Origin of the sequence: Myxococcus sp. MISCRS1 (genome assembly GCF_026626605.1) — a bacterium.
Lineage (GTDB): Bacteria > Myxococcota > Myxococcia > Myxococcales > Myxococcaceae > Myxococcus > Myxococcus fulvus.
Window position 1 is genome coordinate 2,244,658 of record NZ_JAPNKB010000001.1, and the last position, 24,221, is coordinate 2,268,878.

Genomic DNA, 24,221 nt, shown 5'->3' on the forward strand with positions numbered 1-24,221 from the left:
TCGGTATATTCCCGCCCGTATGCGTCGCTGGCTCCCTGGGTTGCTCCTCTCGCTCGTCTCGGTCCTCACCGCTTGTGGCGGTGCGGGGACACCCGCGCGCGCGACGATGAGCGTCCGTCAGGCCCTGACGCATCCGCCCGAGTTCATGGAGTTCGAGTCCCCCGCCACGCGCCTGGAGATGTTCCGCGAGGTGGCGAGGCAGTCGGACCTGGAGGCCGGGCAGGCGGCGCAGGCGCTGGTGCTCTTCCCCATCAGCCAGGACGGCGAGCTGCTCGCGGCTCCGGGCTTCGACGCGCGCATGGACCTGTTCCAGGCGCCGGACGCGGGCAAGGGGCTGCAGCTGGTGCTGGAGGCCCGGGCGGGCGAGCGTTGGCCGGAAGACCGCCGCGAGAGCCTGCAGGGGCTGTCCGAGCGGGAGGCGGCGGAGCTGGTGGCCCGCACGCTGCTCGCGCACTGGGGCATCCAGCCCGAGAGTGCGGTGCAGGTGGACCGCGCGTCCGGAGCGCCCTACGCGGTCGCCTACGTGGACGGCATCCTGCGCATCAACCCGGCCTTCCTCTACCTGGCGGCGGCCTACGGTCCTGCTTCCATGCCGGCCGCGCTCCAGTAGAGTCCCGCGCCCGAAGCAGCCCCCTCTCCCTGCTGGACTTCACCTTCCCGAGGGGCGGGCCGCGAGGCGCCTTTGAATACCTCCGCACTTCACGCTCAGCTTCCCCTCACGCTCCGGCAGGTGGACCTGCCGGCGCTCGGCCAGCACTACCGCGGCAAGGTCCGTGACACGTACCGGCAGGGCGACAGCCTGGTCCTGGTGACGACGGACCGGCTCTCCGCGTTCGACCACGTGCTCACCACCATCCCCTTCAAGGGCGAGGTGCTCAACCGGCTCGCGGCCTTCTGGTTCGAGCGCACGAAGCACATCTGCCCCAACCACGTGCTGGACGTGCCGGACGCCAACGTCACCGTGGCGCGCGCCTGCACGCCCTTCACGGTGGAGGTGGTGATTCGCGGCTACCTCACCGGCAGCCTGTGGCGCGACTACGAGAAGGGCACGCACACCGCCTACGGCCTGCCCTTCCCCGCGGGCCTGCGCAAGGACGAGGCCTTCCCCACGCCCATCATCACCCCGTCCACCAAGGCCGAGTACGGCCAGCACGACGAGCCCATCTCCGAGCAGGAGATTCTCGCGCGCGGGCTCGCCAGCCCTCGTGACTGGGCGCGAATCACCGAGGCGGCGCGGGGCCTGTTCCAGGAGGGCCAGAAGTGGGCGCGCACGCGGGGCCTCATCCTGGTCGATACCAAGTACGAGTTCGGCAAGGTGGGCGACGACATCTTCGTCATCGACGAGATGCACACCCCGGACTCCAGCCGCTACTGGGTGGCGGACGAGTACGAGGCCCGCTTCGCCAGGGGCGAGGACCAGCGCATGCTGGACAAGGAGAACATCCGCCAGTGGCTCATCCGCGAGCGCGGCTTCTCCGGCCAGGGCACGCCGCCGCCCATCCCCGATGACGTCCGCGTGGAGCTGGCCACCAAGTACGTGGCCGCCTTCGAGCAGATCACCGGCACGTCGCTGACGCTCGAGCCGGGCAACGTACACGAGCGCATCGAGCGGAACCTGCGCCAGAAGGGCTACCTCAAGTAGCCCCTCCAGCGCGCGGCCGGGAGCGACCTACTCGCTCCGGCCGAAGACGCGGCGGAAGATGTCGTCCATGTGCCGCGTGTGGTAGCCCGGGGAGAAGCAGTCGTTGATCTCCTCGGGCGTCATCATCTTGAGCAGGTCCGCGTCCGCGAGCAGCGCCTGCCGGAAGTCCACGCCCTGCTCGTAGAGCTTCATCGCGTTGCGCTGGACGATGACGTAGGCGGCCTGCCGGTCCATGCCCTTGCGCGCCAGCTCCAATAGCAGCCGCTGCGAGTTCACCACGCCGCCGAGCAGCTCCAGGTTCTTCTTCATCTGCTCGGGGTAGACGCGCAGGTCCTCCATCAGCCGCGCGAAGCGCACCAGCATGAAGTCCGCGAGGATGGTGGCGTCCGGGCCGATGACGCGCTCCACGGACGAGTGCGAGATGTCTCGCTCGTGCCACAGCGCCACGTCCTCCATGGCGCTCACCGCGTAGCCGCGGAGCAGGCGCGCCAGTCCCGTGAGGTTCTCCGAGAGGATGGGGTTTCGCTTGTGGGGCATCGCGCTGGAGCCCTTCTGCCCGGCGGTGAAGGGCTCCTCCGCCTCGCGCACCTCGGTGCGCTGCAGGTGGCGGATCTCCACCGCGAACTTCTCGATGCTCGCGCCGAGCAGCGCCAGCGCCGTGAAGAACTCCGCGTGCCGGTCACGCTGCACCACCTGGCTGGAGGCGGGGGCGTGCTTCAGGCCCAGCTTCGCGCAGACGCGCTCCTCCACGGCCGGAGGCAGGTGCGCGAAGGTGCCCACCGCGCCGGAGATCTTCCCCACGGCGATGCTCTCACGCGCGTGGAGCAGGCGCGTGCGCGCGCGGCCCAGCTCGTCGTACCAGATGGCCAGCTTGTGGCCGAACGTCACCGGCTCCGCGTGGATGCCGTGGCTGCGGCCCATCTGCAGCGTGTGCTTGTGCTCGAAGGCGCGCTTCTCCACCGCCGCCCTCACCCGCTCCAGGTCCTGGAGGATGAGGTCCACCGCGTCGCGCAGCGTCAGCGCCAGCGCCGTGTCCAGCACGTCCGAGGACGTCATGCCCAGGTGCAGCCAGCGCGCACTGGGCCCCACCCGCTCCTCCATGAAGGTGAGGAAGGCGATGACGTCGTGCTTGGTCGTGCGCTCGATGTCCTCGATGCGCGCGGCGTCCTCGGGGGTGAAGTCCCCGGCGCGCGCGACGCAGTCCTCCAGCGCCTCGCGAGGGGCCAGCCCCGCCTCCACCATCCCCTCCAGCGCGGCGAGCTCCACGTCCCGCCAGCGGCGGTAGCGGGCCACGTCGGACCAGAGGTTGGACATCTCCTGTCGGCTGTATCGCGGAATCACTCGTAGACCTTCACGGCAAAGTCCTTCCGCGCCGCGAACCGGAGCAGCTCCAGTACGGACTCGGAGGACGGACCCAACTTCCTGGCGGTGCTGAGGTTGACGGACAGGTCCAACCCCTCGGGCTGCGCCACCGCCAGCGCTCCCGGGTCGACCTTCTCGTGGATGATGCGGTTGGCCAGCCGGCCCGCCTGCAGGCCGATGGTGAGCGGGCTGGGGGACAGGGCCAGCGTGGCGCCCTCCTTCACCTGGCTGGGGGTGAGCGCGACGAGCGGCAGCCGCTTCGCGTGCGTGAAGGCGATGAGCTCCTGCACCACGGCCGCGTTGCCCACCGTCTTGTCGGCCACCATCAGCATCGCGTCGACCCGGCCCGCGGCGCCCTCGAGCGCCTTGGCCACCTTGCCCGGCGAGTCCACCTCCAGCGCGAGGATGGACAGGCCCCGCGCGGCGGCCGCGGCCTGCGCCAGCGCCACCGTGCTCGCGGAGAAGCGCGGGTCGTGCACCATGCCCACGCGCTTGGCCTTGGGCGCCACCGCGAGCAGCCCCTCCAGCTCCGGCCCCAGGTCACTGGTGAGCGAGATGCCGGTGACGTTGGGGCCCTCCAGGCCGTACTTCTCGTAGTACGGCACCATGGCGAAGAGGACGGGCACGTCCTCGCCCAGCGAGCGGCGGGCGGCGTTGGCGGCCAGCGGGCCCAGCGCCAGGATGAGCGCCGGCTTCTGCGCCGCCAGCTTCTTGAAGATGCGCGCGGCCGCGCCCGGACTCTCGTCGAGCGTCATCTCCTGGACCTCGGCGCGCGCCTCCGCGGAGAAGCCCGCGAGCAGCGAGGTGTAGGGCGCCAGGTTGGCGGACTTCACCGCCACCACCTGCGGACGGCCGCCCTTCTGGGCCCAGGCCAGCGCGGGCGCCAGACAGAGCAGGAGCGCGAGGGCCAGGCGGCTCATGGCTGCGTGCTCGTGCAGCAGCGGAAGCCCACCGTGGCGGAGGCCTTCTCGGGAGGGCCGAAGGCGCGCGCGCTGCAGCGCGACTCCTCGTAGTGCTGGTTGAAGGCGCCGCCCCGCTGGACGACCCCCTTCTGCCCGATTCGGGCCGAGGTCCACTCGGCCGCGTTGCCGGAGAGGTCCACCACCCCATAGCCCGACACGCAGCCGGGGTGTGCCCCAGAGGGAGCGAGCGCCGTCTCCGACTCGACCCGATTGACCTTGGCGTTGCACGTGCCCTGAACGTAATCGTTGCCGTGCGGGAAGCGCGCGTGGCCCGGTCCCTTGCATGCCTTCTCCCACTCGTCCTCGCTGCACAGGCGCTTGCCCCCGGCCTCGCACAGCGACTTGGCCTTCTCCCAGGTGACGCTCACCGTGGGGAGCGCGCCCGACTGGTTCGGGTGCTCGAACTCGTCGATGCAGAAGGAGGGCAGCTGGACGCTCTCCTGGTCGGGCTCGTCCACCTTCGCCAGGTTGTCCAGCTTGGACTTGCCTCGCCGGAAGGCGCCACCACTCACCAGCCGCATCTCCGGCGGACACTTGTCCGCGAGCGCGACGACGGGTGGCGCGTCCACGTCAGTGCCCGGGTTCCCCGTCGCGAGCGCCGACGGGACCGGCGCCTGGGCCTTCGCGGCCTGACGCGCCTCCCAGTAGCGCAGGAACAGGAAGCCACCGCCACCGCCCAGCGCGAGCCCGCCGACAATCAGCACCGCCATCCACACGAACATGGAGCGACGCCGCGCGGACGAGGACTTCTGGGGCCGGGTGGCGCGCTGGGTGGGCGCGATACGCGGCCCCGTGCGAGCGCCCGACATCGACGGGGAGCCATCGAGGGGGCGCGGCGCGGTGCGGGCGCCGGACATCGCGGGCGTGGTCTCCAACGTGCGGGCCGTCCGGATGCTCGGCACCGGCACCGCCGGCGCCGCGTCCAGCGTGCGCGCCAGCGGTCTGCCCGCGGGCGCGGCGCGGGGCCCCGAGTCGGAAGGCCCGGGCTCATTCCCCTCCCCCGACGACTGCGCCTTCTGCGACGAGCGGGGCTGGGCCGAGGCGACCTGCCCCGAGCCCCGTGGCGCCGGACGCGCGGAGGGCTCCGAGCGCCCCGGCTGCGAGGGCTCCGCGGCCGGGGAGCGCGCGAAGATGATGGACTCCGGCGAGCCTCGTGCACCCGCCGGAGCGGAGGGCTCCGCGGCGGACGAGCGCGCGAAGATGACCGGCTCCGGCGAGCCTCGTGCACCCGCCGGAGCGGAGGGCTCCGCGGCCGGGGAGCGCGCGAAGATGATGGACTCCGGCGAGCCCCGGGCGCCCGCGGGAGGCTCGGCGCGCGCGGACTCCGTGGCGGCCTTCGCCGCGGACGCGGTGATGAACGGCAGCGCCTGCTCGGTGAGGTGCTGATGGGACGCGGTGGGGTTGGCGCCGATGATGGCGGCCAGCGTCGCGGCGTCGAGCGGCTGGGTGGCGTCCGGCGGAGGCGGCTCCTCCTCGTGCGACGTGGCCCGGGGCGGGATGCTCACGCTGCCCGTGGCCGCCGGCATCATGCCCGTGGGCACCGGCGGCGGAGGCCGGGCCGACATGCGGATGGCCGCGGCCTGCGCCGAGCCCGAGGGCGGAGGCACGCCACGCACGCGCGTGACGACGGCGGGCGGGGAGCGCGAGAGGATGCTGGCGAACTCGGCGTGCAGCTCGCCGGCCGACTTCGGCCGCGCCAGCGGATTGATGTTGAGCGCGCGGCGGTAGAGCGCCTCGAAGGAGGTGGGCAGGTCCGGGTGCAGCGACGTCAGCCCCGGCACCACGCCCTCGGTGGGGACGAGGCCGGTGAGCATCTCGCCCATGATGACGCCCAGCGAGTACACGTCCATGCGCGTGTCCAGCTCACCGCCCGCGACGTACTCCGGAGCGATGTAGACCTCCGCGCGGTGGCTCTTCTGCGCCTGGACGAAGGGCAGCTGCGGCACGGCGAGCCCCAGGCCGTAGTCCGTCACCTTCAGCAGATCCGGCAGGACGATGACGTTCTCGGGCTTGAGGTCGGAGTGCGGGCCGAAGCGGTGGGCCGCGTCGAGCGCCGCCGCCATCTGCGCGAGCAGCGGCTCCACGTCCTTGAGCGAGAAGAGCTGCCCGCGCGAGGCGCGCTGCTCCATCATCCGCCGCAGCGTCATGCCCTCCAGGAGCTGCATGGTGAAGAAGGGCCGCTCGCCGTCGAGCCCCTCCTCGTAGACGCGCAGCAGGTTCGGGTGGTTGAGCTTCTTGCCCACCCGCATGGAGAACGAGAACTGGGTGCGCTCCTCGGGCTGTTGGACCAGGCGCGGGTGCACCGTCTTCAGGGCGACCTCGACGTCGATCTCCTGGTCCTGCGCGCGGAAGACGAAGCCCATGGGGCCGGAGCCCACCACCTCCTGGATGGCGTAGCGGCCGGCGAGGACGTCCCCCGGCTTGTAGGGGGCGCCTTCCAATCCACGCTTGCGAGCGACGCCGGCCGCCTGGCGAGCGGTCGCGTCGTACTTCATCCCGCAGGTGGGACAGGTGTCGGTCGTCTCGGGGACGTGGCTGCCGCAGCGGTAGCAGAGCAAAGCAGTCGGACTCCAGGGGCCGGTCGAGGGGGACCGCAGGCGGGGACGCGGTCCAGGCCTCTTATTCTGCACGCTCCCCTGTCATCAAGGAACGATGCCGGGGCCTTCCGACGAACGGCCTAGCGGCCGGTGGAGCCGAAACCATTCCCCCCCCGCGCCGTCGCGTCGAGGACCTCGACTTCCGACAGGCCGACGGAGGTCACCGGCGCCACCACCAGCTGGGCCACCCGGTCGCCCCGACGCAGGGTGAAGGGCTCGCTGGAGAGGTTGACCAGCAGGACCTGCACCTCCCCCCGATAGTCCGCGTCCACCGTCCCGGGCGCGTTGAGCAGCGTCACCCCGTGGCGCAGCGCCAGCCCGGAGCGGGGCCGCACCTGCCCCTCGTAGCCCGGGGGCAACCCCAGCGCGAGCCCCGTGGGCACCGCCATCCGCTCCAGGGGCCGGAGCACCCGCTCCCCGTCGATGTCGGCGCGCAGGTCCAGCCCGGCGGCGAGCTCCGTCTCGTAGCGGGGAAGCGGCAAGGGCTCCGGATGCGCCCGCACACGGCGCACCTGCACAATCAAGGGCGAGGCCATGGCGTGGATGTACCACACGCCTGCCCCGTCTCCAGTTCCCGCGCCGACGTCACGGGTTGTCTCCGGAAGGGACGACAGGCTCGGGCAGGCTTCCAGGTCCGGAAGCCCGGCCCGGACGCGCTCAGGGCGCGGTGTCCTGGGACATGGCGCGCACCGTGGCGCGGAACTTGAGCGGGTCCATGGGCCGGGAGGCCAGCTCGAGCTGATAGTGCAGATGAGGTCCGGTGGAGCGCCCGGTGTTGCCGGAGCGGGCGATGAGTTGCCCCCGCGTCACCTTCTCGCCCACCCGCACCAGCAGCTCCGAGTTGTGGCAGTACGCCGTCGTCACCCCGCGCCCGTGATCCAGGACGAGCACGCGGCCGTTCACCGCGTCCTCGCTCGCGCGCCGCACCACGGCTTCGGCCACCGCGGAGACCTCCGTGCCGACGGGCACGCCCAGGTCCACGCCCGTGTGCAGCTTCCGGGTGCCCAGCACCGGGTGGTGGCGCTCGCCGAAGGGGCTCGTCACGCGGGCGCTCTCGTACACGGGCCAGCCCAGGCCGAACGTCGTGGACAAGGCGAGCGCCTGCGCCGCGCCCACGGACGCCCCCTCGAAGCCCGGCGGCAGCTGACGGTTCAGCGCCTCCAGCGTCGGAGCGCGCCCCTCCGCCGCCACCCGCTCCACGGCGTAGCGTGCGGGGACCCGGCCGACGAAGAGGGCAGCCAGCCGCGCCTCCTCCTGGGGGAAGTCCCCCGCCAGCGCCGCGTGCAGCCTGCGCGCGGCGCGAGGGCCCTCCACCGGGTCCAGCAGCGTCGCCATCGGGATGCCCAGCTCCTGGGCCAGCGCCAAGGAGGGCTCGCGCGCCCGCGCATCCAGGCCCTTGAGCGCCAGGTGCGTGCCCCACGCCAGGGCCTCGGCGTCCGTCAGCGGACGCACGATGGAGACTTCGGGCGCGAGCACGGGCGCCGCCAGCGAGGTGCCCGTCACGCCGTCGTAGTACGCGAGCAGCGGGCGCGCGGTGCTCTTCGTGGAGAAGGCCCACGCGGAGGCCTTGCGCACCAGCGCGCCCGCGGGCGTGTGGTGGTACGCCGTCCACACGCACAGCACCGCCATCAAGAAGTCCAGCAGTCCTCGGGCCTGGCGCGGAAACATGTCGGGCCCCTAGCGAAGGAAGGACAGCAGTGGAGAGGCGTCCAGCACCGCGGCCACCGCCAGCGGCGCCACCACCGCGCACCCGAGCAGGCCGCGGGTGAAGGCCTTGCGTCCGGACACGCTCGCGCAGGCCTCGTCCGCGTGCTGGAGGTTTCGCAGCACTGCGCGCCAGCCCAGCGTGGCCAGCACGCCCACGAGCACCACGAGCGCCAGTCCGCGCGCGCCCCCGTCCGCCACGCGGTCTCCCATCAGCTCGCGCCAGGAGAGGTACACCGTGCCCTGGAGGAGCCGCGCCACCGTGCACGCGCCCGCCACCACCACCGCCGCCGTGGACAGGGGCCGGAGCCACCGCATGGGCGTGGGCTGACGCAGACACCGCCGCCACAACGCGCGCCACGAGGGCTGGGCCTGCTTCCCCTCCAGCGCCACGCGCCACGCCTCCGCGGGCCTGGCGGCCGCCGCCTCGCGGTAGCCCAGCGCGGGCAGCGCCAGCACCAGGTCCGCGGCCAGCTCCCACAGGAGGGCCAGGGCCCGCGCGATCTCCGTGCGCAGCTCCAGCGACACCCACTCCACCATGGGCGCCGTCCAATCGTAGCGGCCCACCACCCCGTCGAAGGCCGCGTCCGCGCGGTCCACCAGCGACAAGAGCCGGTCATCCAGCGTGTCCGCCGCCGCGTGCACGCCCACCGCGACGAGCGCGAGCAGCCCCAGCGGCATGAAGGCCCACCGGAAGGCCCCCAACAGGCGCGAGACGTCGGTGACGAATCCAGTGGAGCTGGGCGGTGGAGCAGGCGGCAACAGGGCCTCCGGGAAGCGGGGCTCGCACCTCCAACGCACGCGCCCCCCGTCCAGGTCTAAGCCAGTCTCCCCGGAAACGAAAACACCCCCTCCCGCGCGAGTGGCGGAAGGGGGTGCGAGGCTGCCCGGAGGCCCTACGAGCGGGCCCGGGTGCCCAGGGGCATCACGCCTTGGCGTTGGGCTGCGTGGCCTCGGGAGACGGCTGGGCGGCGACCGCGTCGGCCGCGCCCTGCTGGGCCGCCGCGCGCTCCGCCATCGCCTCCTTGCGCGACAGGCGGATCTTGCCCGTCTTGTCGATGCTGACGACCTTCACCAGCACCTCGTCGCCCTCCTTCAGCACGTCGGAGACGCTCTTGACGCGCTTGTCGGACAGCTCGGAGATGTGGATGAGGCCGTCGGTGCCCGGGAACAGCTCCACGAAGGCGCCGAACTCGGCGATCTTCCGCACCGTGCCCGTGTAGATCTTCCCGATCTCCGCCTCGCGGGTCAGCGCCTGGATCATCGCGATGGCGGCCTTCACGGCCTCGCCGTTCGCGCTGGCGATGTCCACCCGGCCGGAGTCCTCGATGTTAATCGCCGCGCCGGTGCGCGCGATGATGTCCTTGATGACCTTGCCGCCCGGCCCGATGACGTTCTTGATGAACTCGGGACGAATCTGGATGGTCGTGATGCGAGGAGCGTACTGGCTGATCTCCTTGCGCGGCTGCGCCAGCGTCTTGAGCATCTCATCCAGGATGTGGAGGCGGCCCTGACGCGCCTGCTCCAGCGCGCGGCTCATGATCTCCGTGGTGAGACCGGTGATCTTGATGTCCATCTGGATGGAGGTGATGCCCTTGGTGGTGCCGCACACCTTGAAGTCCATGTCGCCCAGGTGGTCCTCGTCACCGAGGATGTCGGACAGGATGGCGATCTTCTCGCCCTCCTTCACCAGGCCCATGGCGATGCCGGCCACCGGCGACTTGATGGGGACGCCCGCGTCCATCAGCGCCAGCGTGCCACCGCACACGGAGGCCATGGAGGAGGAGCCGTTGGACTCGAGGATGTCGGAGACGAGGCGCACCGTGTACGGGAACGACTCGCTCTTGGGCACCATGTTGCGCAGCGCGCGCTCCGCCAGCGCGCCGTGGCCGATTTCACGACGGCCCGGGCCGCGCAGCGGCTTGGTCTCGTTCACGCTGAACGGGGGGAAGTTGTAGTGCAGCATGAAGCGCTTGAAGGACATGCCTCCGAGCATCTCCAGGCGCTGCTCGTCCTCGCTGGTGCCCAGCGTCGCCACCACGAGCGCCTGCGTCTCGCCACGGGTGAACACCGCGCTGCCGTGGGTGCGCGGGAGCACGCCCACCTCGCACGTGATGGAGCGGACCACGTCGTGGCCACGGTCGCCGATGCGGCCACCGTTGACCGTCATCTCGCGCATGTGCTCGTACTTGAGGTCTTCCACCACCTGCTTGGCGTGCTTCTCCACCAGCGGCGTGTAGGCCTCCGCGAGCTGCTCCTTGAGCTTGGCGAGCGTCTCCTTCTTCGTCTTGGAGAGCGCCTCGTAGCGCGCGCCCTTCTCCTTGATGGCGTAGCCGGCCTTGATGCCGTCCATCGACAGCTCGCGCACCTTGCCGCGCAGGGCCTCGTCCACGGAGGCCGGCTTGTCGAACGAGCGCACCTGCTTGTTCAGCGCGCGGCGCAGCTCGTCCTGCAGGTCCAACGCGGGCTGGGCGGACTGGAAGCCGAACTCCAGCGCGGCGACCATGTCGGGCTCGGACACCTCCTCCGCGCCACCCTCCACCATGACGATGGCCTTGCGGCTGACCGCCATGACCAGGTCCAGGTCGCTCTGCTCACGCTGCTTCGCGGTGGGGTTGGCCACCAGCTGACCGCCCACGCGGCCCACGCGGATGCCCGCGAGGGGACCGTCGAACGGGATGTCCGACACCCACAGCGCCGCGGAGGCGCCGGTGATGCCGTGCACGTCACCCTCGTTCTCCGGGTCCGCGGAGATGACGCTGGCGATGATCTGCGTCTCGTACGCGTAGCCTTCCGGGAACAGCGGACGCATGGAGCGGTCCACCAGGCGGCTGGCCAGCGTCTCCTTCTCCGTCAGCCGGCCCTCGCGCTTGAAGTAGCTGCCGGGGATGCGACCCGCCGAGTACAGCTTCTCCTGGTACTCCACCGTCAGCGGCAGGAAGTCGATGTCCTTCTTCTCCCGCGCGCTCACCGCCGTCACGAGCAGCATGGTGTCGCCATAGCGGACCACCACGGAGCCATCGGCCTGCTTGGCCAGACGGCCCGTCTCGATGCTCAGCTCGCTCTCGCCAATCTTGACGCTCTTCTTCAACATGTCCTTGCCTCGGTATTGCTTCGGGCGAGGACCCCACCGCACGCACCCGGTCCAGGACAAATGGACCCGGCACCCCGGGAGGGCCCTCGGGGTGTATGAGCGGTCGCCAAGGCCCGAAAAGGCACATGACAGGCAACCGCCAGCCTGTACTGCGGAAGGGCGCTTGCGGAGCGCCGGAGGGATGTCCCGGAACTTTTGATCCCTGATCGCACCGGCCGACCTCACACCCCAGGTCAGCCGGACCGAACGGAAACCAAAACCTCCGACGGCACCACTCCCTCGCCCGCCACCACCCACCGCGACTCGAACTGCTTCGTCCTTCTCAAACGCGCGGGGCGCTGGTTGAACCAGCGCCCCGTTTGCTGCCGAGATGCCTACTTGCGGATGCCGAGGCCCTCGATGAGCTTCTTGTACCGGGTGACGTCCTTCGACTTCAGGTAGTCCAGAAGCCGACGACGCTGACCGACCAGCTTCAGCAGACCGCGGCGGGAGTGGTGGTCCTTCTTGTGCGTCTTGAAGTGCTCGGTGAGCATGTTGATGCGCTCGGACAGCAGCGCCACCTGCACCTCGGGGGACCCGGTGTCAGACTCGTGGGTCCTGAACTTCGTCACCAGCTCCGACTTGCGCTCCTGATGCAGCGACATGTGATTCTCGTCCTTCTGTCCCGCTCCGGCGTGGATACCACTTGAGTCACCCAGGTCCGCGGAGGGGTACAGACCGGGTCTCATGCTCATGCTTCTAACGAGCGGGGGGCTTATAAGCTTCGCCCTACCCAGGGTCAACCTTGGACGCCTGCCCGTGCGCCCCCCAGGCCTGGGAGCGTGAGAAGACGCACAACCCGGGGCAAAGGGGCGCCTAGACGAGCACCCGCAGGTAGCGCAGCCGCCCGCCCACGCCCTCGGCCACGGCGAGCAGCGCGCCGTCCGGTCCCATCACCCGCACGCGGCCGGGCTTGAGCGAGGCGGGGACCTCCACCGGGACACCGTGGGAGACGCGGCGCGCCTCGTCCGCGTTCACCCGCACCTCGGGCATGTCCACCAGCGCGTCGGAGAGCGACACCAGCCGCGGGGCCAGGAGGCCCTCCTTCGCCAGGGACGCCACGTCCGTCAGGGGCAGCGCCCGCGCCAGCGTGAAAGGCCCGCTGGAGGTGCGACGCAGCGCTTCCAGGTGCGCCCCGCAGCCCAGCGCGCGGCCCAGGTCGAACGCCAGGGTGCGCACGAAGAAGCCCTTGGAGCAGCGCACGGACAGGTGGAGCCGGTCCGCGGAGAAGTCGCGCAGCACCAGCTCGTACACCGTCACCTGGCGGGCGGCGCGCTCCACCTCTTCACCCGCGCGGGCCAGCTCGTACAGGCGCTTGCCGGCCACCTTCACCGCCGAATACATGGGCGGCACCTGCTCGAAGGGCCCCCGGAAGCGCGCGAGCGCGGCCTCCAGCAGCGCGGGCGTCAGCGCGGGCACCGGCGCCCGGGCCGTCACCTGCCCTTCAGCGTCCTGGGTGTCCGTCTCCGCGCCCAGGCGCACCGTGGCGTCGTAGGCCTTGTCGCCCTCGGTGATGAAGCCCGCCACCTTGGTGGCCTCCCCCAGACACAGGGGAAGCACCCCGGTGGCCATGGGGTCCAGGGTCCCCGTGTGGCCCACCTTCTTCAGCTTGAGCAGCGAGCGCACCTGTCGCACCACGTCGAAGGACGTGGGGCCAGTGGGCTTGTCAATGACGAGGACGCCGTCCATGTCCGCTCAATATTGTGGGGCTGGCGCCAGAACTACCAGCCTTCCTTGCTCCGGACCTCGCGCAGCAGACGGTCGATCTTGTCGCCCTCGCCGACAGACTCGTCGAAGGAGAAGAAGACCTCGGGCGACACCCGCAGGTTGACGGCCTCGGTGACGGCGCGGCGCACGAAGCCCTTGGCCGCCTCCAGCCCCTTCTGCGTCTCGGAGCGCTCCTCGGCCGTGCCCATCATCGAATAGAAGACACGGGCCACGCGCAGGTCGGGGGAGACCTTCACGCCGGTAATCGTGATGAAGCCGATGCGGGGGTCCCGCAGCTCGCCACGGGCCAGCAAGGCCCCCAGCGCCGCCTGGATCTCCTGCCCCACTCGCTCGGGTCGGGAATGCGTCGTCATTTCTTCTCCCAGTCTCGCGGGTTGCGCAGGGCGCGGGCGCGAGCCCGTGCCTCGTCCAGCGTCATCCGTCCACCGCCCGACGGAGACGGGCGGCCCGTACCGGGGCCACCGTCGTTGTCGCCGTCATGACGGCGCTCCCAATCTCCCAACCCCTCGGCTTCCGCCAACGAAGCCCGCTCACCCCTGAGGAAGCGGGCAATCGCCGCCTCCGACTCGGCCGCCGCCTCCTCCGGAGACAGCGCCTCGTCCTCCTCGTCCAACACCTGCCGCGCGGACTTCGCCCCGAGCAAGGATGCCTGCGAAGGGCCTCCCGCGAAGAGCTGGTCTCCGAAGGCGAGTATCTCCGTCTCCCGCGACATCAGCGGGGCGACGTACATCTCCTCGATGAAGTGGATGACCTTCTCGAGCTGCTCGTCCACGTGGCGGCGCTCGTTGCCCACCACCGAGAGAGCGAGCGTGGCCTTCTGCCAGAGGTCCTGGTCCTCCACCTCCGCCATGGCCACGTTGAAGCGGGCCTTCACCCGGTCCATCACCCGGCGGAGCACCTGCCGCTTCGACTTCAGCGAGCCGCTCTCCGGAATCTGGAGGGTCAGACGTGCGACACCCACGAACATGCCAATCCCCCGGCCTCGGAAGACCCCGCGAAGTCGCGAGGTCTCCCGGGCGAAACCATTCCGGGAAGGTGGGGCCTTCCCGGAGGCGAAGAGGACTCGGTCGAGCGACGACTAGGTGAGGCTCTGCCGGGTCTCCTCGATCTCGTAGGCCTCGATGATGTCGCCGGCCTTGAGGTCGTTGAAGCTCTCGATGCCGATACCGCACTCGAAGCCCTGCGCGACCTCCTTGACGTCGTCCTTGAAGCGCCGCAGCGACGCCATCTTGCCGGAGAACAGCTGCTTGTTCTCGCGCATGAGGCGCACGAAGGCGCCGCGCTTCATCACACCATCCAGCACCGCCGCGCCGGCGATGGTGCCCAGGCGGGGGACGTTGAAGGTGTTGCGGACCTCCGCGCGGCCCAGCTTCTTCTCCGTGCGGATGGGCTCCAGCAGGCCCTCCATCTGTGTGCGCACCCCGTCGATGAGCTCGTAGATGATGGAGTAGCTCTGCAGGGTGACTTCCTGCGCCTTGGCCGCGGCCTCCGCGCCGGACTCCGGGTGCACGTTGAAGCCGAGCACCACGCCCTTGGAGGCGGCCGCGCGCATCACGTCGCCCTCGGTGATGGCGCCCACGCCCGTGTGGACGATCTCCACCTTGACCTTGTGCGTGGACAGCTTCTGGACGGCCTGCTTGACGGCCTCCGCCGAGCCCTGCACGTCCGCCTTGATGACGACGCGCAGCTCCTTGGGGCCACCGCCCGCCTTCGTCTTGGCGAACAGCTGCTCCAGGGACTCGCGGCTGACCTTGGACAGCTCGGTCTGCCGCTCCTTCATGTTGCGGTGCTCGGCGATCTGCTTGGCCGCCTTCTCGTCCGCCACCACGTTGATGGCGTCGCCCGCGCTGGGGACACCGGACAGGCCGATGACCTCCGCGCAGTAGCCCGGCTTGACTTCCTTCACCTGCTCGCCGCGGCTGTTGTTCATCGCGCGGACACGGCCGTAGTGCGAGCCGGTGACGACGGCGTCACCCAGCTTGAGCGTGCCCTCCTGCACCAGCACCGTGGCCACCGGGCCACGGCCGCGGTCCAGCTTGGCCTCGATGATGGCGCCGACCGACGGACGGTTCGGGTTGGACGTGAGCTCGAGGACCTCGGCCTGCAGCGCCAGGTTCTCCAGCAGCAGGTCCAGGTTCTGCTTCGTCTTGGCCGACACGGGCACCATGATGGTGTCGCCGCCCCACTCTTCCGGGGTGAGCTCGTGGTTGGCCAGGTCCTTCTTCACGCGGTCCGGGTTGGCGCCCGGCACGTCCATCTTGTTGATGGCGACGACGATGGGCACCTCGGCCGCCTTCGCGTGCTTGATGGCCTCCACCGTCTGCGGCATCACGCCGTCGTCGGCGGCCACCACCAGCACCACGATGTCCGTCACGTTGGCGCCGCGGGCGCGCATGGACGTGAAGGCCTCGTGACCCGGGGTATCCAGGAAGGTGACGTCACCGCGCGCGGTGGTGATGCTGTACGCGCCGATGTGCTGGGTGATGCCGCCCGCCTCGCCCGACGCCACGTTGGCGCTGCGGATGGCGTCCAGGAGGCTCGTCTTGCCGTGGTCGACGTGGCCCATGATGGTGACGACCGGCGGACGCGGACGCTCGTCCTCGGGACGGGCCTCCACCTCGGGCAGGTAGTCCTCCACCTCGAAGCCCACGCGCTCGACCTTCCACCCGTAGTCGGTGGCGAGGATTTCGGCGGTGTCAGCGTCCACCATCTGGTTCGCCGTGGCCATCTTCCCCTGGCCCATCAGCTTCTTGATGATCTCCGCGGTGCGCACACCCATGCGCTGGCCCAGGTCGGACACCGAGATGCCCTCCTGCAGCTTGATGACCTTCTTCTCCTCGGCCATCTGGGTGATCTGCGTCTTGGCGCCCTTCTTCGTGGGCTTGCGCTTCTTGCCACGGATGGGGATGGTGACGCGGCCCCAGACCATGTCCGTCAGTTCCTGCTTGGACACGCTGGTCGTATCGCCACTGGTGCGCTTGCGCTGGCCCCGCTCCTTGTTCTTGGAGACGTCCACCAGTTCGCGGCCACGGCCCAGGTGGTCCGGGACCACCTTGTACTCACGCCGCTCGGGGATGCCCGCGCGGCCCGGCGCCATGGGGTACTGCTTGGCCTGACCCGCGGTGGGCGTCACGCGCCGCACCTGGATGAGCGGGCGCGAGATGACGACGGCCTGCGTGGCCGTGGGCCGCGCCTGGCCACCCGTGGGGGTCACCTGCGCGTGGGGAACACCGCCCACCATGATGGTGGGACCCTGCGGCGCGGCGGTGCCGCCGGCCGAGGCCTGCGCCGTCGGAGACGTGCTGGGACGCACCGGACCCTGGCCGGGACGCGCGCCCTGGCCCTGATACGACGGATAGCTCGGACGACCACCGGGGCCACCGGGACGCCCCCCCGGACCGCCGGGACCACCCGGACGCCCACCACCGGGACCGCCCGGGCCGCCGGGACGTCCACCCGGACCGCCCGGCCCCCCGGGACGTCCACTCGGACCACCGGGCCCACCCGGGCGATTGCCCGGAGGACCGCTCCGCTGCCCGTAGCCCGGCGCGGGGCCTCGGGACACGACGGTCGCGGACGAAGACGGGGAGGAAGGCGTCCGGACAGTCGGCGGAACCGGCGAGCGCGGAGGGGGTTGGGGCAAGTGGGTACTCTCCTGAGAAGGGGGACGAGGCTGCGCGGCGGCAGCCGGAGGGGCGACAGGCGCACGAGGCGCCTCGACCGGGGCATTGGGAGCCTCGGCTGTGACAGGGGATGCGACGGGCGCGGGCGGCTCGGCCACCGTGGAGGCGGGCGGAGTCACGGGCGCGGCGGCGACGGGAGCCGCCTCCGCCACGGGGGCGGGGGCCGACTCGACGGCGGGCGCGGGCGGCTCGACGTGGCGAGGGGGCTCCTCGACGGTCGGCGGGGCCGCTTCGATGGTGTGGCTTGGGGCCTGGGGCGGAGCCTCGGGCGGCAGGGACTCGGGCACACCTTCGTACCCGGCGTCAGCCGACTGGGACTCCATGCCCGCGTCTCCCGACGCGCCGGCGGGGGGGCCCACCTTGCGGCGCACCACGAACCCCTTCGCCGTCACGGGGGGCGCGGCCTGCTTCGGCTTGCGCTTGTCCAGGATCTTCTGGACGGCGGCGGTCGCCTGGTCGTCATCGAGGGAGGACGAATGGCTCTTGACGTCGTACCCGAGCGCGGACAGCTCGTTTACGACCTCCTTGTTGTCGAGCTCAATGCCGTGGCCCTTGAGCTCCTTGGCGATTTCGTGGACGCGCTTCTTCGACATATTGCCCTTGTTGGCCTGCCACACCCGGCGACTCCGGGGCGCAGCACCCTAGCTCAAACCCGAAAATGTGTGCGAGTGGTCCTTAACACCCACTCCCCCCCAACACCCCTCCGCCCTCATGGCGCAGGCTGCTCTGCCTACCCGAGCTGCGACGGGTCTAACAACCCCGCCTTCCCGCGAAAGGCTCTTGCAAACGCCTTCCGCTTCAGCGCTGCCGTCATGCAACCGACACCGCACAGGTAGGCGCCCCGTCCGGGCAGCCGCCGCTCCCTGTCCACCACGATGGCGCCCCCGGGGCCTACCACGAACCGGGTGAGCTCTGCTTGCGGTCGCTTGGACCCGCATCCGACGCACATCCGGACCGGGCCTGACTCCGCGCTTGCTGCTGGCTCCGAGCGGCCAGTCGGGCGCCCCACGTCCCCTCTCCTCTTCTAGCTTACGGCGACTTGGTGGCTTCCGCGCCACCGTCCAGGGTCGCCGCCGAAATACCGCGCTCGGCGTTCAGCTCCGCGCGCAGCTTGGCCTCCTCCACAAGGTAGTTCTCCGCCGCGCTCTTGAGCTGGCGGGCCTTCTTGATGCCCACACCCGGGACGTCGCCCAGCTTCGCGAGGTCCTTCTCGTTGGCGATGTCCTCCACCGTGCGATAGCCGGACGACTGCAGCTGCTCGATGGTCTTCTCGCCAACGCCGCGCACGCGCGCCATCCGCTCGGACTGGTTCAGCTCGTCGGGGTGGCGGCGCGCCTCGGCGATGCGGGCCTGCTCCCTTTCATAATCCATGCGGGACAGCTCCGCCTGGTCTTCGACCATCCGCTTCCGGGCGGCCTCCTGCATGGAGGGGATGCGGGCGGGGTCCACGCCGGGGATCTGCGCCAGCACCTCGGCGTTGGCCTCGGCCACGTCGCGGGCCTGGCGGAAGCCGTGCGCGTAGAGCGTCTCCACCAGCATCTCGTTGACGCCCGGCAGCGCGCCCAGCGAGCGGTTGGCGAACTCGCGCATCTCCCGCACGCGGCTCTCGCTGTTGATGTCCAGCTTCCAGCCCGTCAGCTGGGCCGCCAGGCGCACGTTCTGGCCGCGCCGGCCGATGGCCAGGCTGAGCTGGTCGTCCGGGACGATGAGCTCCATGGCGTGGTTGGCCTCGTCGATGATGACGCGGCTGACCTCCGCGGGGGCCAGGGCCGAGCACACGAAGCGCGCCGGGTCCTCGTCGTACGGAACGATGTCGATCTTCTCCCCGCGCAGCTCCTGCACCACCGCCTGCACGCGGCTGCCCTTCATGCCCACGCATGCGCCCACCGGGTCCACGTCCGAGTCCCGGCTGGAGACGGCGATCTTCGCGCGGCCACCCGGCTCGCGCGCGGCGGCCTCGATGACGACGATGCCCTCGGCGATTTCGGGCACCTCCATCTCGAACAGCTTGGTGAGCAGGTTCACGGACGCGCGCGACAGGACGATCTGCGGGCCCTTGGACTCACGCAGCACGTCCAGCACGTAGGCCTGGACGCGGTCGCCCGGGCGGTACGTCTCACGCGGGACCTGCTCGCGCACCGGCAGGACGGCCTCGGCGCGGCCCAGGTCCACGATGATGTTGCCGCGCTCGAACCGGCGGGCGATGCCGGTGACGATCTCGTTCTTGCGGTCCTTGTACTCGTTGAAGACGTTCTCGCGCTCGGCGTCGCGGGTGCGCTGCAGGATGACCTGCTTGGCCGTCTGCGCCGCGATGCGGCCGAAGCCGCGGCGGAAGGTCTTCAGGCGCAGGATGTCGCCGTACTGGTCGTCCTGGGCCTTGGCCTCGTTGGCGTCCTCGTCCCGGTAGAAGATCTGGAAGACGAGCTCGTCGCCGGGCTCCACCTCCATGCCCTTCTTGTGGGACTCACCGAGGGTGATCTGGTTCACCGCCTGCACGGGGTCGGTGATCTCCTCCACCACGGTGATGGCCTGGAACAGCTCCACCACGCCCTTCTCGGGGTCGTACTTGGCCTCGAGGTTGCGGTCCTGGCCAAAGTGCTTCTTGGCCGCGGTCTTCATCGCATCCTCGAGGGTGGCAATCAGCACAGCCCGGTCGATGCCCTTGTCCTTGGCGACCTGGTCCAGGACGAGGTTGAGGTTGACGCTCGGGTTGGCTTGCTGCGTGGGCATGGTCTTCTCCTGAATGGGCCACGGGCCCCCCGCGCGGCAGGGTGCCCTGTATGTCGACGTCTAGAACTCGAACTCCAGGTTCGCCTTCGCGATGTCCTTGAAGAGGATGTGGAAGGTTCCGGCGCCTTCCACCTCCACCGAGATGCCGTCGCCCGCCACCCCGGCCAGCTTGCCGGCGAAGTTCTTGCGCGGCGGCTCGCCCAACGGTCCGAAGGTCTTCACCTTCACCCGCTGACCGACCACCCGCTCGAAGTGCGCCGGCTTCTTCAGCGGCCGGTCCACACCAGGGCTGGAGACCTCCAGGCTGTACTCGTGGGGAATGAAGTCCTCCACGTCCAGCATGGGGTCCACCGCGCGGGAAACCTGACTGCACTCGTCCAGTCCCACCCGTCCCCCTGGCTTGTCGATGAAGAGCCGCAGCACCCACCCTTCGCGTTCCCGGACGAACTCCAGGTCCACGAGCTCCAGGCCCTCGCCCGCAACGATGGGGTCGAGCACCGCGCTCGCCCGCTCCTCCACCGTCTGCTTGAGGTTCTTCTCCGACATAACCGGGAAACCAGACTCCAAAAACGCGAAAAGCGGGCACGGCGGCCCACTTTTCGAGGTGCACATCGAAAAATGTCGGGCGCGTCCGTAACACACCCCCCAGAGGGGTGTAAAGGAAGGACGCTCCCTCTAGGGCCCCTTGAAACCTGCCCAACAGGGCCAGGAATTCCCAGGGGTTCCGCGCCCGGCACGGGCGTTATAACGGGCCCATGCACCTCATCGCCGCCGCCCAGATGGTGTCCACCGCCGACAAGGCCCACAACCTGGAAGTCGCCACCCGGCTGGTCCGACGGGCCAGTGAGCTGGGCGCCCGGCTGGTGGGCCTGCCAGAGAACTTCGCCTGGATGGGTCCCGAGGCCGAGCGCCCCGGCGCCGCCGAGACGCTCGAGGGCCCCACCCTGTCCCGCATGGCCCAGCTGGCCCGGGAGCTGCGCGTGACGCTCCTGTCCGGCAGCGTCCTGGAGGCCGGAGCCCCTGGCGGTCGGCTCTACAACACCAGCGTCCTGTTCGGCCCGGAGGGTGAGCGGCTGGGCGTCTACCGCAAGATGCACCTGTTCGACGTGGAGGTGGGTGACGGTGCGACCTACCAGGAGTCCGCGGCGGTGGCGCCGGGGACGGAGGTGGTCGCGGCGGATACCCCGGTGGGCCGGCTGGGGATGTCCATCTGCTACGACCTACGGTTCCCGGAACTCTACCGGCGGCTGTCCAAGGACGGGGCGACGCTGCTGGCCGTCCCGGCGGCCTTCACGATGATGACCGGGAAGGACCACTGGGAGGTGCTGCTGCGAGCCCGGGCCATCGAGAACCAGGCGTACGTGCTGGCGCCCGCCCAGGGAGGCCGACACTCGGCGCAGCGGCTCACGTATGGCCACGCCATGGTGGTGGACCCGTGGGGGTTGGTGACGGCGCGCGCCTCGGAGGGCGAGGGACTGGCCGTGGCGCCGGTCGACCCGGAGCTCCTGGCGCGAATCCGACGCGACCTGCCCTGCCTGCGACACCGCCGATTGGATTAGCCTGGGATTCTCGTGAATGGTCGACCCTGGCTCCCCATGCTGCTCGTGCTCGCGCTCCCGGCTTCACCGCTCGGCTGCACCGCCGAGGACGCGCCCGCCATGCCCGCGGCGACGCTCGCGCCGGCGCCCGTGCCGCGCGCTCACCTGCGGGGACTGAAGGGCAACGTCCAGCTCAAGCGCGCCACGGCCGACGAGTGGAGCACCGCCAGCGACGGCGTGCCCCTGTTCGAGAACGACAAGGTCCGCACCGAGGCGGGCGCGGGCGCGGACCTGGTCTTCACGGCCAACGGCAGCACGGTGCACCTGGGCGGCGACTCGCTCATCGGCATCGCGGAGACGCGGCCCAGGCCGGGGCGCTCGCGCACGGACCTCACGGTGCTGCGCGGCCGAATCGACACGGAGCTGCCGAAGCCCGCCGAGCACTCGATATCCGTCACCACGCCCGGGGCCACCATCCAGGCGGGAAGGGAGATTGTCTTCCAATGAGGACGACCCTGCTCCTGTTCGCGTGGCTGTGCGCCGCGCCTCCCGACACCACCGTGGTGGGGCCCCAGGAGTCGCTGCGCGACGTGGCCGAGCGCGCCCTGGGAGACGCGAGCGCCACCGCGGAGCTGCGCGCGCTCAACGCGCTGTCCTCGGATGCGGTCTCCCCCGGCACGCGGCTGAAGCTGCCCGGTCAGGAGCGGGCGCTGGCGCTCAAGGCGCTGGAGACGGCGCGCACGCTGGTGGCCCGGGCCCGGAGCGCGGGTGGACCGGCGGAGGCGGAGACCCGTCTGAAGGAGGCGGAGGTGCACTTCCGCACCGCGCGTTACGCGCAGGCCTCCGAGGCGGCCAACGCCGCGGGCACGCTGGTGGCGCAGCGGCATGCGCCCCAGCCCTCCACCTTCAGCGTCCAGGTGGAGCCCGACGCGGGCACCACCACCGTCAGCGTCACCCGGGGCCCACCGGTGCGCGTGGAGGCCGAGGGCGTCACCCTCCCCGTCGCCCCCGGCGAGACGGTGCTCGTGGAGAAGGGGCGTCCGCCTTCCCTCCCTCCGCCGAGCGTGCCCCAGCCCGAGAAGCCCGCGGAGGGCGCGCGGCTCGAATACCCGGCGGACACGAAGGGCGTGGGCCTGGGGCCCGTGAAGCTCTCCTGGGCGGCGCAGCCGGGCGTCGAGCGTTATGAGGTCGAGGTGTCGCGGGAGGCGCCGGGCGCCAACGTGCTCACCCTGTCCTCCACCGTGGCCGAGCTGAAGCTGCCGCGGCTGCCGGCGGGACGGTATCGGTGGACGGTGAGAGCCGTGAGCGCCTCGGGCCGGTCGGAGCCCTCCGGGGCGCGGCGGTTCGAACTGGTCGAGAACATCTCCGTCAGGGTCCGTTCGGGGCCGTGGGAGTAGTTGCTGGAGGAGTCGCGCCGTGCGCCTGTTCAAAGCCATGCTCCTCTTGATGCTGGTGGTCAGCATCGTCCCGACCCTCATGGTGGGCTGGCTCTCCGTCTCCCATACGCGCGAGCTGCTGGTGCGCGACGCCCAGGAGCTGGCGCAGGAGCGCGTCAAGCAGCTGCGGCTCAAGGCCGAGAACTTCCTGGGCGAGCCCACCGACGCGGTGCTGGGCCTGGCCCGCGTGCCGAACTTCTTCTCGCTGCCCACCGAGGCGCAGCAGATGCACCTGGGAGCGGTGCTCTCACAGCGCCGCGAGGTGCTGGCCATCACCGTCTTCGGTCCGGACGGCAAGCGGCTGCCCGGGCTGCAGGCCTTCTCTCGGCATGACGTGTCCCCCACCGCGCTCGCCTCGCACGAGGAGCGGGGCCGGGGGCTGCTCGAGAGCGGCATGGAGACTTTGCGCTACTCGGACGTCGTCGTGGCCCCGAATGGAGCCGGGCCCTTCGTGACGGTGGCCTTCTCCGTGGGGGAGCCGGTCAAGGGCTTCATCTCCGCGGACCTGTCGCTGTCGGGGCTGCGGCAGATGCTCGAGCAGGAGCGCGTGGGCAGCACCGGCTTCGCGTACCTGACGGACCGCCGCGGGCGCCTCATCGTGGGCGGAGGCGGCGTGGGCGCGCTGGGCGGAGACGTCTCGCAGCGAAGCCCCGTGGCCCACCTGCTGCAACAGCTGGCCACCACGCCCGACGCCGAGCTGTTCCACGTGGGCAACTTCGGCGAGGGGCGCGACGCGGTGGTGGCCGCGTACACGGTGCTCCCGGAGACGGGCTGGGCCATCATCTCCGAGCAACCCGTGGAGCACGCCTATCACCAGGTGGAGACGATGGAGCGGCGCATCCTCGTGGGGCTGGGCGCGGCCATCCTGGTGGCGCTGGTGCTGGCGGCGCTCTTCTCGCGCACGCTCACCCGGCCGCTCAAGGTCTTCACCGAGGGCGCGCTGGAGCTGGCACGCGGCAAGTTCGGCGTCGAGGTGAAGATCACCCAGAAGAACGAAGTCGGGGAGCTGGCCCAGACGTTCAACTACATGAGCAAGCAGCTGCTCGCGTACGACCTGGAGAACCGCGGCCTCTACGAGAGCCTGGAGAAGGGCTACCTGGAGACCATCGTCGCGCTGGCCAACTCCATCGACTCGAAGGACGCGTACACGCGCGGTCACAGCCAGCGGGTGGGCGACGTGGCGGTGGAGATTGGCCGGGAGCTCAACCTCACCGAGCGCGAGCTGCGCCAGCTCCAGTACGGCGGCATCCTCCACGACATCGGCAAGATTGGCATCGTCGAGTCCATCCTCTGCAAGCAGACGAAGCTGACGGACCAGGAGATGGCCATCATGCGCGAGCACCCGGCCATCGGCGACGCCATCATCGGCCCGGTGAGCTTCCTGGGCGCGGTGCGCGCGTGCGTGCGCCACCACCACGAGCGCTGGGACGGCACGGGCTACCCGGACCGGCTCAAGGGCGACGACATCCCCCTGCTCGCCCGCATCGTCGGGTGCGCGGACACCTTCGACGCCTGCACGTCGACGCGTCCCTACCAGAAGGCCATGCCGCTGGAGAAGGCGATGGAGATTCTGGACACCCTCACCGGCGCGCAGCTGGACCCGCAGGTGGTGGCCGCGCTGCGACGGGTGCTGGCCAAGAAGGGCGTGCGGCTGGAGGGCCACCGGCAGCCCGTCAAGCTGGCCTCGTGAGTCCCGCGCCTCCCCA

At 70.7% G+C, this 24,221-nt stretch carries 21 protein-coding genes; 6 read left to right on the forward strand and 15 right to left on the reverse strand.

The features are described 5' to 3' along the window. The first annotated feature begins 19 nt into the window (after positions 1 to 19). The gene (locus tag OWM54_RS08430) at positions 20 to 610 is read left to right on the forward strand and encodes a hypothetical protein (RefSeq protein WP_141329868.1); all 591 of its coding nucleotides are present in this window, start codon (positions 20 to 22) and stop codon (positions 608 to 610) included. A 72-nt stretch (positions 611 to 682) separates the two neighbouring features. Beyond that, positions 683 to 1,642, forward strand: a complete 960-nt coding sequence (locus OWM54_RS08435) for a phosphoribosylaminoimidazolesuccinocarboxamide synthase (RefSeq protein WP_267697161.1) — start codon at positions 683 to 685, stop codon at positions 1,640 to 1,642. Positions 1,643 to 1,669: 27 nt separating this feature from the next. Here the strand turns inward: OWM54_RS08435 and purB are convergent, their stop codons facing one another. From purB to rimP, 15 genes are all read right to left on the reverse strand, one after another. Then, the gene (gene purB / locus OWM54_RS08440; RefSeq protein WP_223748802.1) at positions 1,670 to 2,983 is read right to left on the reverse strand and encodes an adenylosuccinate lyase; all 1,314 of its coding nucleotides are present in this window, start codon (positions 2,981 to 2,983) and stop codon (positions 1,670 to 1,672) included. Further along, complete coding sequence (locus tag OWM54_RS08445) at positions 2,980 to 3,924, reverse strand: ABC transporter substrate-binding protein (RefSeq protein WP_223748801.1); 945 nt, start codon at positions 3,922 to 3,924, stop codon at positions 2,980 to 2,982. The genes purB and OWM54_RS08445 overlap by 4 nt, the downstream gene beginning before the upstream one ends. Then, complete coding sequence (locus tag OWM54_RS08450; protein WP_267697162.1) at positions 3,921 to 6,524, reverse strand: protein kinase domain-containing protein; 2,604 nt, start codon at positions 6,522 to 6,524, stop codon at positions 3,921 to 3,923. Before OWM54_RS08450 ends, OWM54_RS08445 begins: the two co-directional genes overlap by 4 nt. Before the next feature lie 119 nt (positions 6,525 to 6,643). Continuing rightward, complete coding sequence (gene dut / locus OWM54_RS08455) at positions 6,644 to 7,099, reverse strand: dUTP diphosphatase (RefSeq protein WP_141329878.1); 456 nt, start codon at positions 7,097 to 7,099, stop codon at positions 6,644 to 6,646. A 121-nt stretch (positions 7,100 to 7,220) separates the two neighbouring features. Then, positions 7,221 to 8,231, reverse strand: coding sequence for a M23 family metallopeptidase (locus OWM54_RS08460; RefSeq protein ID WP_267697163.1), 1,011 nt, complete (start codon positions 8,229 to 8,231; stop codon positions 7,221 to 7,223). A 9-nt stretch (positions 8,232 to 8,240) separates the two neighbouring features. Next, positions 8,241 to 9,029: a hypothetical protein gene (locus OWM54_RS08465; protein WP_267701104.1), complete on the reverse strand. Its 789-nt coding sequence runs from the start codon at positions 9,027 to 9,029 to the stop codon at positions 8,241 to 8,243. A 163-nt stretch (positions 9,030 to 9,192) separates the two neighbouring features. Continuing rightward, positions 9,193 to 11,361: a polyribonucleotide nucleotidyltransferase gene (gene pnp / locus OWM54_RS08470; protein WP_248544938.1), complete on the reverse strand. Its 2,169-nt coding sequence runs from the start codon at positions 11,359 to 11,361 to the stop codon at positions 9,193 to 9,195. 374 nt (positions 11,362 to 11,735) lie between these two features. Next, positions 11,736 to 12,005: a 30S ribosomal protein S15 gene (gene rpsO / locus OWM54_RS08475; protein ID WP_044279503.1), complete on the reverse strand. Its 270-nt coding sequence runs from the start codon at positions 12,003 to 12,005 to the stop codon at positions 11,736 to 11,738. Positions 12,006 to 12,216: 211 nt separating this feature from the next. Continuing rightward, entirely contained in the window at positions 12,217 to 13,089 is an 873-nt protein-coding gene (gene truB, locus OWM54_RS08480) for a tRNA pseudouridine(55) synthase TruB (RefSeq protein WP_223748797.1), read from the reverse strand. Between the two features lie 32 nt (positions 13,090 to 13,121). Then, positions 13,122 to 13,481, reverse strand: coding sequence for a 30S ribosome-binding factor RbfA (gene rbfA, locus OWM54_RS08485; protein WP_046712244.1), 360 nt, complete (start codon positions 13,479 to 13,481; stop codon positions 13,122 to 13,124). Further along, positions 13,478 to 14,095, reverse strand: coding sequence for a DUF503 domain-containing protein (locus tag OWM54_RS08490; protein WP_267697164.1), 618 nt, complete (start codon positions 14,093 to 14,095; stop codon positions 13,478 to 13,480). The genes rbfA and OWM54_RS08490 overlap by 4 nt, the downstream gene beginning before the upstream one ends. Positions 14,096 to 14,206: 111 nt before the next feature. Continuing rightward, positions 14,207 to 17,404 (reverse strand): translation initiation factor IF-2, encoded by a 3,198-nt coding sequence (gene infB / locus OWM54_RS08495; protein WP_267697165.1) that lies wholly within the window; start codon positions 17,402 to 17,404, stop codon positions 14,207 to 14,209. 137 nt (positions 17,405 to 17,541) lie between these two features. Continuing rightward, the gene (locus OWM54_RS08500; RefSeq protein ID WP_141330374.1) at positions 17,542 to 17,760 is read right to left on the reverse strand and encodes a YlxR family protein; all 219 of its coding nucleotides are present in this window, start codon (positions 17,758 to 17,760) and stop codon (positions 17,542 to 17,544) included. 80 nt (positions 17,761 to 17,840) lie between these two features. Beyond that, positions 17,841 to 19,541 (reverse strand): transcription termination factor NusA, encoded by a 1,701-nt coding sequence (gene nusA, locus OWM54_RS08505; RefSeq protein WP_141330376.1) that lies wholly within the window; start codon positions 19,539 to 19,541, stop codon positions 17,841 to 17,843. A gap of 60 nt (positions 19,542 to 19,601) precedes the next feature. After that, positions 19,602 to 20,087: a ribosome maturation factor RimP gene (gene rimP / locus OWM54_RS08510; RefSeq protein WP_046712241.1), complete on the reverse strand. Its 486-nt coding sequence runs from the start codon at positions 20,085 to 20,087 to the stop codon at positions 19,602 to 19,604. A gap of 209 nt (positions 20,088 to 20,296) precedes the next feature. Between rimP and OWM54_RS08515 the strand changes: the two genes are divergently transcribed. From OWM54_RS08515 to OWM54_RS08530, 4 genes are read left to right on the forward strand one after another with little or no spacing between them, the layout of a single operon-like run. Next, positions 20,297 to 21,100 (forward strand): carbon-nitrogen hydrolase family protein, encoded by an 804-nt coding sequence (locus tag OWM54_RS08515; RefSeq protein WP_267697166.1) that lies wholly within the window; start codon positions 20,297 to 20,299, stop codon positions 21,098 to 21,100. A gap of 36 nt (positions 21,101 to 21,136) precedes the next feature. Next, positions 21,137 to 21,586 carry a FecR family protein gene (locus OWM54_RS08520; RefSeq protein ID WP_194869416.1) on the forward strand — a complete coding sequence of 150 codons (450 nt, stop codon included), beginning with the start codon at positions 21,137 to 21,139 and terminating at the stop codon, positions 21,584 to 21,586. Continuing rightward, positions 21,583 to 22,476 (forward strand): peptidoglycan-binding protein LysM, encoded by an 894-nt coding sequence (locus tag OWM54_RS08525; protein ID WP_141330382.1) that lies wholly within the window; start codon positions 21,583 to 21,585, stop codon positions 22,474 to 22,476. Before OWM54_RS08520 ends, OWM54_RS08525 begins: the two co-directional genes overlap by 4 nt. A gap of 19 nt (positions 22,477 to 22,495) precedes the next feature. Continuing rightward, entirely contained in the window at positions 22,496 to 24,205 is a 1,710-nt protein-coding gene (locus tag OWM54_RS08530) for an HD domain-containing phosphohydrolase (RefSeq protein ID WP_267697167.1), read from the forward strand. Positions 24,206 to 24,221: the final 16 nt, after the last annotated feature.